12 protein-coding genes are annotated in these 14,846 nt (G+C 44.3%); 7 read left to right on the plus strand and 5 right to left on the minus strand.

Annotation, left to right across the window (positions count from 1 at the left end):
- Positions 1–202: 202 nt before the first annotated feature.
- Entirely contained in the window at positions 203–754 is a 552-nt protein-coding gene (locus tag GZK95_RS16150) for an AcfA family outer membrane beta-barrel protein (RefSeq protein WP_075716535.1), read from the plus strand.
- 46 nt (positions 755–800) lie between these two features.
- Here GZK95_RS16150 and GZK95_RS16155 read toward each other — a convergent pair whose 3' ends face one another.
- A complete protein-coding gene (locus tag GZK95_RS16155) occupies positions 801–2,777 on the minus strand; it encodes a methyl-accepting chemotaxis protein (RefSeq protein WP_075716534.1) in 1,977 nt (658 codons plus the stop codon).
- 1,167 nt (positions 2,778–3,944) lie between these two features.
- Between GZK95_RS16155 and tnaA the strand changes: the two genes are divergently transcribed.
- Both tnaA and GZK95_RS16165 read left to right on the plus strand, forming a co-directional pair.
- Positions 3,945–5,402 (plus strand): tryptophanase, encoded by a 1,458-nt coding sequence (tnaA, locus tag GZK95_RS16160; RefSeq protein ID WP_075706001.1) that lies wholly within the window; start codon positions 3,945–3,947, stop codon positions 5,400–5,402.
- A 118-nt stretch (positions 5,403–5,520) separates the two neighbouring features.
- Entirely contained in the window at positions 5,521–6,735 is a 1,215-nt protein-coding gene (locus tag GZK95_RS16165) for an aromatic amino acid transporter (protein WP_075716351.1), read from the plus strand.
- Positions 6,736–6,821: 86 nt separating this feature from the next.
- On the opposite strand, the gene GZK95_RS16170 is transcribed toward GZK95_RS16165, so the two are convergent.
- Both GZK95_RS16170 and GZK95_RS16175 read right to left on the minus strand, forming a co-directional pair.
- Entirely contained in the window at positions 6,822–7,343 is a 522-nt protein-coding gene (locus GZK95_RS16170; RefSeq protein WP_075716350.1) for an RNA methyltransferase, read from the minus strand.
- A gap of 161 nt (positions 7,344–7,504) precedes the next feature.
- Entirely contained in the window at positions 7,505–7,876 is a 372-nt protein-coding gene (locus GZK95_RS16175) for a DUF2750 domain-containing protein (RefSeq protein WP_075716349.1), read from the minus strand.
- 254 nt (positions 7,877–8,130) lie between these two features.
- On the opposite strand from GZK95_RS16175, the gene GZK95_RS16180 reads away from it, so the two are divergent.
- Positions 8,131–10,362, plus strand: a complete 2,232-nt coding sequence (locus GZK95_RS16180) for a hypothetical protein (protein WP_075716347.1) — start codon at positions 8,131–8,133, stop codon at positions 10,360–10,362.
- Positions 10,363–10,375: 13 nt separating this feature from the next.
- Here the strand turns inward: GZK95_RS16180 and GZK95_RS16185 are convergent, their stop codons facing one another.
- Complete coding sequence (locus GZK95_RS16185) at positions 10,376–10,810, minus strand: Lrp/AsnC family transcriptional regulator (protein ID WP_075706006.1); 435 nt, start codon at positions 10,808–10,810, stop codon at positions 10,376–10,378.
- Between the two features lie 164 nt (positions 10,811–10,974).
- On the opposite strand from GZK95_RS16185, the gene GZK95_RS16190 reads away from it, so the two are divergent.
- From GZK95_RS16190 to GZK95_RS16200, 3 genes are all read left to right on the plus strand, one after another.
- Positions 10,975–11,994, plus strand: a complete 1,020-nt coding sequence (locus tag GZK95_RS16190; protein ID WP_151148838.1) for an ornithine cyclodeaminase — start codon at positions 10,975–10,977, stop codon at positions 11,992–11,994.
- A gap of 280 nt (positions 11,995–12,274) precedes the next feature.
- Positions 12,275–13,240: an aldo/keto reductase gene (locus GZK95_RS16195; protein ID WP_075716352.1), complete on the plus strand. Its 966-nt coding sequence runs from the start codon at positions 12,275–12,277 to the stop codon at positions 13,238–13,240.
- 87 nt (positions 13,241–13,327) lie between these two features.
- Entirely contained in the window at positions 13,328–14,263 is a 936-nt protein-coding gene (locus GZK95_RS16200) for a DMT family transporter (RefSeq protein ID WP_075716345.1), read from the plus strand.
- Positions 14,264–14,273: 10 nt separating this feature from the next.
- On the opposite strand, the gene GZK95_RS16205 is transcribed toward GZK95_RS16200, so the two are convergent.
- Positions 14,274–14,741 (minus strand): Lrp/AsnC family transcriptional regulator, encoded by a 468-nt coding sequence (locus GZK95_RS16205; protein WP_075716344.1) that lies wholly within the window; start codon positions 14,739–14,741, stop codon positions 14,274–14,276.
- Between the last annotated feature and the right edge of the window lie 105 nt (positions 14,742–14,846).

Consider the following 14,846-nt stretch of genomic DNA (forward strand, 5'->3'; position numbering starts at 1 on the left):
ATGATGTATTGGCTCATAATATAATTTGGTTCATATATTAAATCAACACCAAATGAACCGTTAGCTTTAGAACATTGCTCAATACTTAGTGATGCGATTAGGTCGTCCGTCAGAAATATCTGACAGGATCGGCACGACAAAATAGTTAACTTAGCTCAAGCCCATAAATAGAATACTGCCGTTCCGTTTTTGGTTTAATCATATGTATAAAAATTGTCTATTCCCTTTGCTGGCGTGCTCTTTGCCAGTGGTTGCAGCGCCTTATGTTGGTATCGAGATGGGGTATGCAATCCCTCATCATGACATGAAAATGGTCAGTGATGGTTCGGTGATCAGTCCCGATTCAAATGATCTATTTCTCGGCTTTTACTCGGGTTATCAGTTTGATAAAACTTGGGCTCTTGAGTTGGGTTATCAGCAAAATCAGTATACTGGGACAGACAAGACTCGAACGCACGCTACCTTAGACAGTGATCGGTTTTATCTCGCGCCAGTTTACTCAATCTCTTTGACGAATGATCGTGATTGGAACATCAAGTTTAAAGCGGGTGTTAGCTACGCCCAATATGAATTTACGGGGCAAAATGCTCGTTTTAGTCAGTCTCGAACCAGCAGCGACTTAGGTGTTATTGCCGCAGCAGGCATCGAGTATCGATTGATGCCTGAGTTGGGAGTGGGGCTGAACTATAGCTATCAATCAGACAGTTTTGCCAGTGCAAGTGCGCTGTCACTGTTTACCCAGTATTACTTTTAGTTGATTGAGCAAAAGAAAAGGGTCTATCAGACCCTTTTTACTGTTATCAGTTGCTCAGTTTGAACTCGCGTAAGAGTTTGCTTTGGTTTTCTGAGAGTTCAGATAAGAAGTTTGAGGCTTGGCTAGATTGATCTATCCCAGCGACGTTCTGCTCAATCACCTCTTTGATACCATTTAAGGAACTGCTTATTTCTTCTGCCGCTTGCGCCTGTTGTTCTGCTGCGACTGACATTTCTGCAGCGCTATTATTGATATCAGAAACGGATTTTTGAATCGACGACAGTCTATCAACCGCACCTTGCGATGACTGATGAACGGCGACAACACGTGTTAAACAACTCTCCACCCGACCTTGGGCTAAATCTGAATTAGCCTGTAGCTCTGCAACAATACTTTGAATTCGCCCGGTAGACTGTTGAGTTTTACCTGCAAGCGCTCTTACCTCATCGGCAACTACAGCAAATCCACGCCCATATTCTCCTGCTCGCGCTGCTTCAATGGCTGCGTTTAGCGCTAGAAGATTGGTTTGTTCCGAAATGCTATTAATCACGCTCACCATTTCACCAATGCTATGACAACGTTGCTTTAACTCGTCGACTACTTTTGCTGTCTCGTCCAATTCTGAGGTTAAGATTTCTGCGTTTTGCTTGTTTTGTTCTACGATGCCCTGTCCGTCAACGCAAGCCTCCAATGCTGATGATGCTTTCGTTTCAGTATGTCTTGCGGTGCGAGCGACCACTCCCGATGAAGTGGACATTTCAGTGACTGCGGTGGCGATTAAATCGACTTGGCCGCTTTGCTCTTCTGCATTTGCTGACGCTTCTGTCATGACTGCCGCCAATTGGGTTGATGATGAAGAGACTTCATTACTCTGATCACGAACGCTCTGGATAACCTGCGTGATGGTCGCGAGCGACGACTTCACATCCTGTGCCAGTTGAGCAAGTTCATTGCGACCATCAATCTCGAGAGGTTGAGAGAAATCTTTGTTGGACATTGCGGTCAGTGAGCCAGACAGTCGTTGGAAAATGTTCAAGATATGATGAGCGAGGTAGAGGGTCATCAAAGTCGCAACCAACGCAGCAAGGAACCAAGCGGCGATTTGAATCATGCGCAATTGCTCTATTGCGTCATAACTCGCTTGAGTGGCAAGGTCACGTTGCTTGAGGTTAATATTGACGACATTTTCAATCTCTTGTCGCACCGCGGTAGCGTATTCTTGTCGATTGCGTTTGAGCATCTCATCTTTTGCCAGCTCTGTAGTCGCAAGCTCCATTGTTTTGGAGAATTCATCAAAGGTAAACGCCTTAAAGTCACCCACTGCTGGGACATACTCAAACTGCGTCAGTGTATTTTCTACATTGTCGTGAAACAGTTTGATTAAATCCACTTCAACCAACTGGCGCATTGAGATGAGTTGAGAGAGGCGTGAGTAGAAATAGTCTAAGTTATTGACCAGTTTTTGACCTTCGACAGTCCACGTATAGGCATCAAGATCGGCATTGTTTGCTGCGTAGTCATCGACTTGAGTCACCATGTAAAACAAAGGTTTCCAAAGCTGAGGGTTTTCAAGCCACCAGCGATCATACAGCTGTTGGTAAATCGTTGTAGATTGCTTCAATAACGCTAAGTAAGCACTCATTGATTCTGAAATCTGTCCCAACGCAATTCGTTCTTCCTCAGTGGTCAAGGGGCTTTTTAGAAACGCATCATTAATCATGGTGTTGATGTTTTGGATTTCAGCTTCGATGTTCTTCATTGGTGTGGAGATGTTGTTTACGTCGCCACTTAACATGTCACGTGTCAGTATCCGCACATTTGCCCAGCCATGGTCGAGTTTATTCGCTGCTTCAGAGCGTTTGACTTGCTCGGTGACGATATTCGATTGGGTTTGCACGTGGTCTAAGCTGAAGTACATCAACACGAGAACGCTGGCAAATAACACAAGAGTGATAGTAAGAGGGAGCAGAAGAAGTGTTTTGAGCGAAAGTGTTGTGACCCATTTGGGTATCGATTTAGTCATTAGTTTCTACATCCGTATTGAGTAATAAATCACAGCCCGTTCTCGTGATGAGACTCTCCCTTCTGATAGGGAAGACGGTTTTTTAAAGGGTTAATGTCAGAAAATACTGACTACGATAAATAACGACAAACAAAATACTTTTTTCTTAACCATAACGTTTTAATTAAATGATTTAAAAAAAGAAATTGGTGGGAATTAAAACTTTGATAGCTGTCAAAGTTATTAATAGCAAAGATATGTGTTCGGTTTACTATCGGTTAAAGCAGCGACCAGTCATGGTAATCGTCGGTGTCGCCAATCAGTAGAGCAGATGTGCCGGAGTGATGGGGTGGGGGAGCGTGTGTAAGCATCAAGGTTTATAAATGGAGAATCTTACAGCACCGCAAAACATAATAAATAATTATAGGTTTATTCTAGATAGTGCAAAAAGATAGATAGCTCACAATAAGTTATTGCTATCAAATGATTGTACTAATGGGATTCTACTTTTTACGAATATCACCTTTTTTACCAAACTGAGGCTAATTGACGTTATAACTTAAGGAATATTCTATCCTGGTGAGAATAACCAAATGAATTAGCGTTAGTTTCTCTAGTGGTATTTAATAAAAGTGCGCAATATCACTAAAATAGGTCTAACTGTGATACTTACGACATCTTTAATTCTAAATTAGAGCTAATTTTTATGCAGATCACATTTGGAGTTTAATTGAGTATATTATTTTTTCAGGTTGTATAATACTGCAATCGTCAACTAACCAATTGCTTTCAACGAAGGAACATAAGATGAAAATGTGCCTCAATATGCAATACGAAATATGGCTAACATCGTTAGCTTGGTACACACGCGACCACACTCTATCTATCTTACCTTCTTCTGATTGCTTCTAAGGCAGCCCTTGCCTCGTCAGGCTGTAGCTTGCCTGATGCAACAACTAATCACAATCTAATCGTATTCTAAGTGCAATTTACTCCAATTGGTTGCATTCGGCTTTATATTAGCTTTTGTTTTAGTTGTTATATCTAATCCAATTAAATTTATCGCCAAGTTATATTTTATTAATTTGGTATAAACCTCTACGCCTTAAATAAATATATTAAGCCGAGAGTTATCATATTTAAATAATAAAGTGCCTTAAAGCACGATTTGAAATAAAAGGTATTATCATGGAAAACTTTAAACACCTACCAGAACCATTCCGTATTCGCGTTGTTGAGCCAGTAAAACGTACTACTCGTGAGTACCGTGAAGAAGCTATCCTAAAAGCTGGTATGAACCCATTCCTACTAGACAGTGAAGATGTGTTTATTGATTTGCTAACAGACAGTGGTACAGGTTCTATCACTCAAGATATGCAAGCAGCAATGCTACGTGGTGATGAAGCTTACAGTGGTAGCCGCAGCTACTACGCACTGTCTGAAGCAGTAAAAGATATCTTTGGTTACGAGCTAACTATTCCTACTCACCAAGGTCGTGGCGCAGAACAGATTTACATCCCAGTTCTAATTAAAAAAGCAGAAAAAGAGCGCGGTCTTGATCGCACTAAGATGGTTGCACTATCAAACTACTTCTTTGATACCACTCAAGGTCACACACAAGTTAACTGCTGTGTAGCGAAAAACGTCTATACAGATGAAGCTTTCGATACTGGTGTAACTGCTGACTTTAAAGGTAACTTTGACTTAGAAAAATTAGAAGCGGCTATCCTAGAAGCGGGTCCTAACAACGTCCCTTACATCGTAAGTACAATTACTTGTAACTCTGCAGGTGGTCAGCCAGTTTCAATTGCTAACCTAAAAGCAGTTTACGAGTTGGCACAGAAACACGGTATCCCAGTCATCATGGACTCGGCTCGTTTTGCTGAAAATGCATACTTCGTACAACAACGTGAAGAAGCGTACAAAGGCTGGTCAATTGAAGAGATCACTCGCGAAACATACAAGTACGCGGATGGCCTAGCAATGTCAGCGAAGAAAGACGCAATGGTGCAAATGGGTGGTCTACTTTGTTTCAAAGATGAATCATTCATGGATGTATACACTGAGTGTCGTACTCTTTGTGTGGTTCAAGAAGGCTTCCCAACTTACGGTGGTCTAGAAGGCGGCGCGATGGAGCGTTTGGCTGTAGGTCTACGTGATGGTATGCGTCAAGAGTGGCTTGCTTACCGTATCAACCAAATCGAATACTTAGTAAATGGTTTGGAAGCGATCGGTGTGGTTTGTCAACAAGCTGGTGGTCACGCTGCATTCGTTGATGCAGGTAAACTTCTACCTCATATCCCAGCACACCAGTTCCCAGCACATGCACTTGCTTGTGAGCTATACAAAGTTGCGGGTATCCGTGCAGTAGAAATCGGTTCGATGCTACTAGGTCGCGATCCAGCAACAGGTAAACAGCACCCATGTCCAGCTGAGCTACTTCGTCTGACTATTCCTCGTGCAACATACACTCAAACACACATGGACTTCGTTATCGAAGCATTCCAAAAAGTGAAAGAGAATGCGCATAAGGTGAAAGGTTTGGACTTCACTTACGAGCCTGCAGTACTTCGTCACTTTACTGCTCGTCTAAAAGAAGTTGAGCCAGAAGCGGCAACTGCTAATAAAGAACTAGCAGAAGCTTAATGTGATTTGCGTGCCCCGCAAGGGGCACGCTTTATCTTAAGCACCAAACACAACAACATATTTAGCTTAAGAAACAGTCTTATCCAATAACGTGAAAATATAACAAAGAGACATATCTATGAAAGGTACTCCCTCCCTCTTCGGTGGCTCATGTATTATCGCCAGTGTGTGTGTAGGCGCGGGCATGTTAGGGCTCCCAAGTGCAGGTGCTGGCGCGTGGACTACATGGTCAGTAATTGCGATTACGCTAACAATGGCGATAATGACCATTTCGGGTTGGATGCTTCTAGAAGCATTTAAACACTATGATCTAAAAGTTTCTTTTAACACTGTAACCAAGGATATGCTTGGTTCAAATATCAATAACATTAACAACTTGGCGGTGTACTTTGTGGGCGGTATCTTACTTTACGCTTACATCACATCATCAGGTCTTATCTTGGAAGGGATGCTGGGAATTAGCAGCAAAATCACTTCTATTCTGTTCGTACTTATTTTCTCTACATTTGTTTGGCACTCAACGCGAGCTGTAGACCGCATCTCCGTTGTTCTTATCGCTTTCATGGTTTTAAGCTTCGTGTTTGGTGTTTCAGGGCTAGCGGTAAATATTGACCTTGGAATCCTATTCGATACTGCTAACAAGCAAAGCAGCTATGCACCTTATGCGATGGCAATGCTGCCAGTAGCGCTTACCTCGTTCGGTTACCACCACTCGGTGTCATCAATGCGTGCATACTATGGTGAAGAACGCCGCGCTAAATACGCAATCTTAGGCGGAACTGTTATCGCGCTTTCTCTTTACTTGCTATGGATGTTGTCAATCTACGGTAACCTTCCACGCGAGAAGTTTGGTCCTGTTATTGAGCAAGGCGGTAACGTAGACGTATTGTTGTCGGCACTGGGTTCTGTGGTTGCATCAGATAAAGTGGCTAATGCGATCAACAGCTTCTCTATAGCTGCGATACTGTCATCATTTATCGGTGTAGGCTTAGGTGTATTCGACTTTATCGCTGACTTGTTTAAGTTTGATGATACTAAGCAAGGTCGTACCAAGTCTTGGGCGGTGACGTTCTTACCACCTCTAATCATGTCTTTGTTGTTCCCATTCGGCTTTGTTATTGCGATTGGTTACGCAGGTGCAGCGGCAACAGTATGGGCATGTATCATCCCAGCATTGCTGGCTTACAAATCACGCTCACGCAAGGACGGCAATGAAGGCTTTATGGCGCCAGGCGGGAATGCCATGATTATTGCTGTGATTGTGTTTGGTGTGCTAACGGCAGTCTTCCACATTCTAGCTATGTTAGGTATGTTGCCAGCCTTTACGGGCTAACTTTTAACCGAATTAAGGTTAATTGGTTAAGATGGGTACTCACGGTAACGTTGGTACCCATTTTTTTATTTTAAAGCGGCACAAGGTTATTCCATCGCTGGGGATTTCACGCGCAGCTTATTACGATTATCTCGGCTAGAACGAATAAGCTCATCGCCCGTTACAATCGCATCTGATTTTGCCAATCGATCATACAGCAGCACGTTAACTGAAGCGGCGAGATTCATGCATCCTACCGTTGGCACATAAACCACATGATCCGCTTTGTCGGCAATCTCTTGCGGAATCGACCCATCTTCAGGGCCAAAGATATATACCGCTCTCTTAGGGTGTTCAAATTGGGGTAACGGTGTCGCGCCAAGTGCCAGTTCAACACATACGATGCTGACATCTTCAGGAACCGAGTTTAGGATAGAGCTAACGCCTTTGAGCGGAGTGTGTTGGCTGACGCTTTTGGTGTCGGTGGAGAACTTAGCCGCGCGGTCATAGCGAGTGCCGGTATACAGCACTTCATTTGCTTGATAACAACCTACCGCTCTCATTACCGCACCCACATTTTCTGGGCTTTTAGGGTTGATTAGTCCGATTATTGCTAGGTTGCTTATCATGGTAAATCTCAAGTAAAAGCAGCTTAACTCGCTGCGAAAGGCGAGCATTCTAGCAAAGCTGGCAATAATGCAAAAGCGAAAGGCAATGTGCCGGATAAGCGCTATTGAGACGAAAAAGGCGACGCAAGCGCCGCCTGAATAGGGGGATGATGAAGTGCGACTTAACGACGCTCGCGTTTTACGACTTCAAACTCAAATTCATCTGGGTAGAGCACCACACCTTCACCTTCGGCATCAGGAAAGACAACGATAGACAAATCGTCTTCTTCAAGGCCACGTGTCCAGCGGCTTTTCCATTTTGCAATTGAAATCGGCTCTGCTGTAAAGCCTTCCCATTCTTCAGTTGCCCATTGCAAGGCATGTTCTTCTGTTGGCCAAACAGGTACACACTCTTCATCGTCAGTGTTGAGTAGTACGCTGCCATGCTCATCAATCAACAACCAAATCTTTTTGGACTCAGCGGTATTTTTGAAGAAGAGATTAAAGCGTTCCATAGGATCGCGCGGAACGGTGACAGGAGTTGAATCGCTCATAAGTAGCCTTTAACTGATAAGTGCCAGCAGAGTATATCGTGGTTTGAGTTAAAGGGGCAGTCCGGCGATCCAGCTGCATGAGATTTTGTCACAAGGTTAACCGCCATAACATGAATATTTTGTGTGATAAAAATCACATTTCTTGATGTGGTGAGCTCTTTGACCAATACTTACATTCGTGTTTTGAGTCTGGTTTTGCTTCTCATTTTGAGAATCGGTTTGACCACTGTTCGTTTGGTGTTGAGTTGAGAATAATGAAAAACAAGCGGTTAGCATTATTAGCCAGTGGTATTTGCGTTATGCTTCCTACATTGACTGCGGTGGCGGGGTCAGCACTGGTGCTTCCGGGGCTTCATGAGCCGAGTCTAGATTTGCAAGGGCGTACGCTTTCTGCTCAAGATGTTATTGAGTGGGAGATAGAACACAGTGAACTGGTGTTTGGCGCCTACCCGAGTCGCAGTGATAACGAGCGTACTCAGGCGGTTGGCTATATGTACAACCAGAAACTGGAGTTAAACAGCGGGCATATTGAAAATCAACTTCGCCACTATGCCGAGGAGCATGATGTTGACTACGAAGATTTCTTTTTGCATTTCGCCGAAGATACCATTATCGCTGAAGTCGATCCAAGCCATGGTGAAAACACACTATTAAATCGAAAACCGATGATTGTTGGCTATACCGCCAATAGTGACCATGCGGGTTTTTGGCTTTATCAGTCTCCTCCTTGGGACGCTGATGTGTTCGAAAATCATCACAACGGTGGTGCACTCTACGTCTACCACTCTGAAATGTTTGACCGACTTTTGTTGAAGTTTAGTCAGTTTGCTCAAGGCGGTGAATTTTCAATTGAGTACCCGTCTGCAGTTGATAGCCATGGGCAAGTCATCGAGTGGTCTAAATTCGATATTAAGAAAGACAAAACCCTCAATATGACCAAAAATCAAAATGTGATTTGGCATATGCCAAGTGACTGGATACGTGCAACTACTCATGACGGCTCCGGTGCGACTTACGGTGGTGGGCAATATTTTGGTTCGACTTTTGTTCGAGATGGCGGGCGCTTGTATGTCGTGCGTATTCGCTGGCAAGGTGATGAAGAAGATACGCGCCCTCGACTCAAGGAAGTAAAACTGAAAAACACCTTTTCAGTGGTTAAGTTGGATGATGCCCCCACCCATACGCCGAGTGGTCGAGAAGTTCATGCTTGGCGAAAGATCCGCGGTTTTGATGCAACGGCTGACTTAAACCAAGATAACTATTTGTCATGGACAGAGTTCAAAAACCGTAACCATAAGAATGCGACGGCGCGTTTTCGTTGGGAATCAAGAGTGATACCGTTTGGGCGTATGTGGAATCAAGCCTCTTCTTGGGCCGTGACGAACATTGCGCATCCTCAGTTTCTAGATGCAATGCATAGCGCTTACCATACTGATTGGGCAGAGCAGGGGCTTAATGGTGCTTATAATGACGACACCAATAAGCTCATTGGCGCGAATCAATTTACCGTGTATTCCGGTGGTTTAGTCACCGAACTTGGCTTAGTGGTCGATAGTGAAGAGGCGGACGCACTCTATAAGCAGCAATTTTCAGGTTTTCTTAACGGCCTTGCTGAGCGTCAAAGTGGAGCACTCATTGGGCTAAACATAGGCACAGCCAATTTATATGGACGTAATGGTCAATCTCATCTGATTGAGGCGGGCTCTCTTTATTTAAGGGAGCATTACCTTTTCCCATCAACAGGATTTAGTGGCTATGCAGGCATTGCTAAATTTTGGGACAACTCAGCTTTAGCGGCACAAGAAAGACGAGTGATTTTTCAAGCGACCACGCGTTATGGTCGCGTGCAGTATTTAGGGAATACGGCAGCGAACTGGCAACAGGATCAGTACTCTACATTAGCCGCTTACTATCTGCATCATCACCCTCAGCGGAGCTACTTTAATCAGTGGAACAACGGTTTTATTTACGGGAGTGGAAAAACAACTGCCGATAACTTTTGGCAAAGTGATGTCGCAAAAAATATCGCTTATCAGCCAACAGCATTGCAAGCCATTGACTTGGGCGAACCCGCAAATGCAATACCGGATGGTTTTCAACCGATTCCATTGATGTTGTCGACACAAACTCCCGCTCCGGCAGATTACACCATTGTTGGCGACTCAACTTCGAATGCAGTGTTTCATGCTGATCTGCCGAATGGGATGGTCGAAGTATTGCCGACATACGTTTATTTTCTTTATCAATCTGAGCAACAAGTGGTGCAGGGTGGGCCGCAAGAGATGGTTTTAGCGCGAGAGTTCACCAATGGACGAGTGTTATACCGCACCGATTTCTTTGGTCGCAATCAAGACTATTACTCGGCAGAGCCGATTAGGATCACCTTAGAGCAACCAATGAGACCCGTTGATGGCCAAGGGAATATTGGCAACTATGTCAATCAAATTGAAATTGGGGGGTACCAAGGCATGATACTGCTTTATTAAGGGGGGGTAACCGCTAAAAAATCTGGTCTAACAGCAAGTTAGTTTCGGTTTGTACTATCCCTTTAATCGAGCGAATACGCACTAACAATCCCCCCAGTACCGATAAGTTTTCTGCTTGCACCTCGGCAATTAAGTCCCAATGTCCATTGGTATGATAAACCGAAATGACTTCATGGAATGCTTCTAACGCTTTGAGTACATTGGCTTCGTCTTTGGCTTCTACGGAAATACTCATAATAATTTTTACCGTGTTGGCCTCCACTTCTGCTTCATGCTTGAGCTTGACGGTATAACCAAGGATAACCTCTTCTCGTTCTAGTTTGTTGATGCGATTTTGCACCGTCGCACGAGAGACCTTCAACTTAGTCGCGAGATTCACCACCGACATACGAGCGTTCTTTCTGAGTAGCGCCAAAAGTTGGCGGTCGATTTCATCTAAATTGGTCATGATTGTACTCTTTGGGTTTTGATGATGTGCATAATGACACTTTTATCTGTCTTTTTGCTAATTAGACTTAAACTTTTGTGCATTAGTCTGTCTTTTTGTTGGCTCTACTTGCCTTTAAAATGGTGCTGAACACGATAAAAAACAATAAGCTTTTGAGGCTGACAATGACCCTATTTTTAGATGTAGATGCATTATCCAAACTAGTGAAAACTCAAGGTTGTGAAAACTTTATGGGTGGACTGCTAGCGTATATGAAACAAGACTTTTCTCGTTGGGAGGAGTTTGACAAATCTGCCCGTACGGCTGCCCACAGTGAAGTGGGTGTGATTGAGCTAATGCCAGTGGCAGACCAGCAAAATTATGGCTTTAAGTTTGTTAACGGTCACCCGTCGAACCCGAAGTATGGACTCTCCACCGTCATGGCATTTGGTGCACTTGCCGATGTTGCGACGGGGTATCCTCGTCTGTTGTGTGAAATGACGATTTCAACTGGGCTGCGTACCGCTGTGACTTCGGTTATGGCAGCGCAAGCGCTGGCGCGCAAAGACTCGCAAGTTATGGGCCTGATTGGTTGTGGAGCGCAAAGTGAATTTCAATCAATTGCTTTTCACAAGTTATTGGGAATCAAAGAGCTACGTATTTTTGACATTGATAGCGCAGCCATGGATAAGCTGGCAACACACTTACAAGCTTATCCAGAGTTAACCGTGATCGCCGCGAAATCGGCTCAGGAATGCGTAAAAGGGGCGGATATCATCACGACCGTGACGGCCGATAAGGCCTATGCGACCATTCTTACTCCAGACATGGTGGAAGAAGGGATGCACATCAATGGTGTTGGTGGTGATTGCCCAGGAAAGACCGAGCTGCATATTGATGTATTGCGCGCAGGTAAGATCTTTGTTGAACACGAGCCGCAAACACGCGTTGAAGGGGATATTCAACAGTTACCAGCTGAGCACAAAGTTAATCCGCTGTGGGAAGTGATTGCAGGGAAAACGCAAGGTCGTGATAGTGCGGAGCAAATTACTATCTTTGATTCGGTAGGTTTTGCATTGGAGGACCTCTCTGTATTGCGCTACATTTTCGACCTTGCGACGGAACTTAACGTCGGGCAAGAGATCGAAATTGTGCCACGAATGGCGAATCCTAAAGATCTATTTGGCTTGATGAACAGTCGCTAAACCTGATTGAAGTTGTCTTTCGACAACTTACTAACCTAGTATTCTAGTATTTAATGCCTCAGCGGTATCGAACAAAGATACGCTGAGGCTTTTTGTATTCTCCAGTTATTCGCGCAGATTGTTAGTTTTTAACTAATAATCTTTTAATTTTTCTAAGTCTAACGCTTTTTAATAAGCCTCCTATAATCAACTGATAGATTGATTTAAGTGAGCAAGCAGACAGTACTCAAAGCTTGCTGCGATGATTTATTCAAATCGTGATGATGATGGGGAACGAACAATGACAACTTCAGTATTTCAGGCAGTGAAACAGATTGGTTACGGTGCGATGGGGCTTGAAGGTTACTACGGCGCGAGTGATGACACTCAGGCTGTACAAACTTTGGTGCACGCGATTGAAAGTGGCATGATGATCGACACCGCTGATGCTTATGGCGCTGGGCATAACGAAGACCTAATCAAGCAAGCGTTAGCGCACACAGACCAACCTGCCTTTATCGCAACTAAGTTCGGTATTGTGTTTGAAGAAGATCAGACGGGTAGCCAGTTGGATACGGGGTGGGGATTTCCGCTGACGATCAATGGAACCAAAGAGTATGTAACACGCGCGATTGATAATAGCCTTGAGCGCCTAGGCGTTGACTCGATTGACTTGCTTTATGCCCACTATCTTGATCCTAACACTCCACTAGAAGAAACCATTGAAGCCATGGCTGAGGCTGTAAAAGCAGGCAAAGTGAAAGCCATCGGTCTTTCTAATGTGACAGCAGATGAAATTCTCCGTGCCAATGCGATTCATCCTATTAGTGCTGTTCAATACGAGTACTCACTCTTTCGTCGCGAGGCTGAAACCGACATCATTCCAGTAATTAAGCAGATCGGCGCAGCCTTGGTTTGCTGGTCCCCACTAGGTGCAGGCTTTCTTACTGGGCAAGTTCAACAGTTGGATGAAAATGATTTTCGTAACAACAACCCTAAAATGCAGGGTGAGAACTTTACCGATAACTTGCAACGCTTAGAGGCGATCAAGGCGATCGCTGCTGAGTATGGAATCACGCCAGCTCAACTGGCTTTAGCATGGCTGGTCGCTCAAGGGGAGAATATCATCCCGATTCCGGGCAGTCGTAAAGTGGCTCGTATTGATGAGAACTTAAAGGCACTGGAGGTTAAATTGAGCCCAGCGACCTTACGTCAACTCGATGATATTGCGCCAATTGGTGCATTTAAAGGGGCAACATTAGTATAAGCTTATATTTCTGAGACGTTCGCCTTAGAAAGATCCGCGACTGCAAGTTAGTATAACTAATTGAATTTATTCGTAACGGAACAGCTAATGCCTTCATCTATATCACAAGAAATGAGCGCCAAAGTTTGGGGCTTACTTATTCTGCTTTCAATGCTTTGGGGGGGCTCATTCTTTTTTGTCGGCATTGCAGTAAGCGAACTACCGCCTCTGATTATTGTGACGTTGCGAGTGACTTTAGCCGCTATCACACTATGGATTATCGCTTTGTTAACCGGGCATCGCCCGCCTAAGGACTACCGCATTTGGGTGGCATTCCTTGGTATGGGATTGCTTAACAATGTGATTCCGTTTTTGCTTATCGTCTGGGGACAAACACAAATTGCTTCAGGGTTGGCGTCGATCATTAATGCTGCGACTCCAATATTTGGTGTTGTGGTTGCCAGTACTCTTTTGCCTGACGAGAAGGCGACACCGCTTAAGGTTTTAGGGGTAGTGGTTGGCTTTATTGGTGTTGTCGTCATGATAGGTTTACCGGCCCTAGGCGGTGACACTCCGTTGTTAGCTGAGCTGGCGGTTGTCTGCGCTAGTATCAGCTATGCATTTGCGAGTGTGCATGGTCGACGCTTTAAAGCGATGAAGATCAGTTTGATCATGTTAGCAGCAGGGCAAGTGACGGCATCAAGTGTGGTGCTGTTACCTATCGCATTCTGGGTAGAGAGCCCAGCGATCTTTGCTGATGTGAGCACGCATACTTGGCTGGCAATGATTTCTTTAGCCGTGTTCTCAACTGCATTTGCTTACACACTCTATTTTAAGATTCTTCAACTAGCAGGGGCGACCAATGTGTTGTTGGTCACCTTGCTTGTGCCTGTTTCAGCAATATTACTTGGCGTCGTTTTTCTAGGAGAGTCATTGGAGCCTATTCACATCGTTGGGATGGGATTAATTGCGCTGGGCTTATCAGCGATTGATGGGCGCATCTGGCACAAATTGCTTAATCGCCCGTCAGTGAAACGCAGATAAGAAAGAACTGCTAGTCGGGCATATTGATGGGTAAAGCACTGGTGTGTTTTACCTCATCAAGGACAAATAGCGTTTGTGCCTCTCTAACTTCCGGAAAGCCTCTCAGCTCCTTTAATATAAATTGCGAGAGCTCTTTGTTGGTGCGTGCGACCACTTTCATCAGGTGATCATAGGGACCTGAGAGTGAGTAACATTCGAGAATCAATGGATGAGCAAGTGCGGCTGTTTTAAATTCATCAAACGCCGCCTCATTTCGCTGATCAATACTGACTTGAATAAAAGCGGTCACGCCAAACCCTGCTTTTTCGGCATCTAATAACGCGCCATACTTTTTTATTATCCCACTTTCTTCCAATTGTTTGGTTCGTCGTAAGCACGTCGACTCAGACATATCCGTTGCTTTCGCTAACTCAACAATCGACTTTCGACCGTTTTCTTGTAAGTGAGAAAGTATCTTTTTGTCTTGTTTTGTTAGCATGACGTAATCCTTCAAAATAATGTCTAACCATGAACTATTCCGCCATATTACATCGATTTGTAGGCGACTTTGACGACTAAATTCACATCTTTTCGCATAAAATCA

It is taken from the genome of Vibrio panuliri (genome assembly GCF_009938205.1).
Taxonomy (GTDB): domain Bacteria; phylum Pseudomonadota; class Gammaproteobacteria; order Enterobacterales; family Vibrionaceae; genus Vibrio; species Vibrio panuliri.

Coding starts and splice junctions, on each gene's coding strand:
- GZK95_RS16195 (WP_075716352.1), top strand. CDS start 12,275: ATGACAACTTCAGTATTTCAGGCAGTGAAACAGATTGGTTACGGTGCG.
- GZK95_RS16170 (WP_075716350.1), bottom strand. CDS start 7,343: ATGATAAGCAACCTAGCAATAATCGGACTAATCAACCCTAAAAGCCCA.
- GZK95_RS16150 (WP_075716535.1), top strand. CDS start 203: ATGTATAAAAATTGTCTATTCCCTTTGCTGGCGTGCTCTTTGCCAGTG.
- GZK95_RS16185 (WP_075706006.1), bottom strand. CDS start 10,810: ATGACCAATTTAGATGAAATCGACCGCCAACTTTTGGCGCTACTCAGA.
- GZK95_RS16205 (WP_075716344.1), bottom strand. CDS start 14,741: ATGCTAACAAAACAAGACAAAAAGATACTTTCTCACTTACAAGAAAAC.
- tnaA (WP_075706001.1), top strand. CDS start 3,945: ATGGAAAACTTTAAACACCTACCAGAACCATTCCGTATTCGCGTTGTT.
- GZK95_RS16180 (WP_075716347.1), top strand. CDS start 8,131: ATGAAAAACAAGCGGTTAGCATTATTAGCCAGTGGTATTTGCGTTATG.
- GZK95_RS16190 (WP_151148838.1), top strand. CDS start 10,975: ATGACCCTATTTTTAGATGTAGATGCATTATCCAAACTAGTGAAAACT.
- GZK95_RS16200 (WP_075716345.1), top strand. CDS start 13,328: ATGCCTTCATCTATATCACAAGAAATGAGCGCCAAAGTTTGGGGCTTA.
- GZK95_RS16165 (WP_075716351.1), top strand. CDS start 5,521: ATGAAAGGTACTCCCTCCCTCTTCGGTGGCTCATGTATTATCGCCAGT.
- GZK95_RS16175 (WP_075716349.1), bottom strand. CDS start 7,876: ATGAGCGATTCAACTCCTGTCACCGTTCCGCGCGATCCTATGGAACGC.
- GZK95_RS16155 (WP_075716534.1), bottom strand. CDS start 2,777: ATGACTAAATCGATACCCAAATGGGTCACAACACTTTCGCTCAAAACA.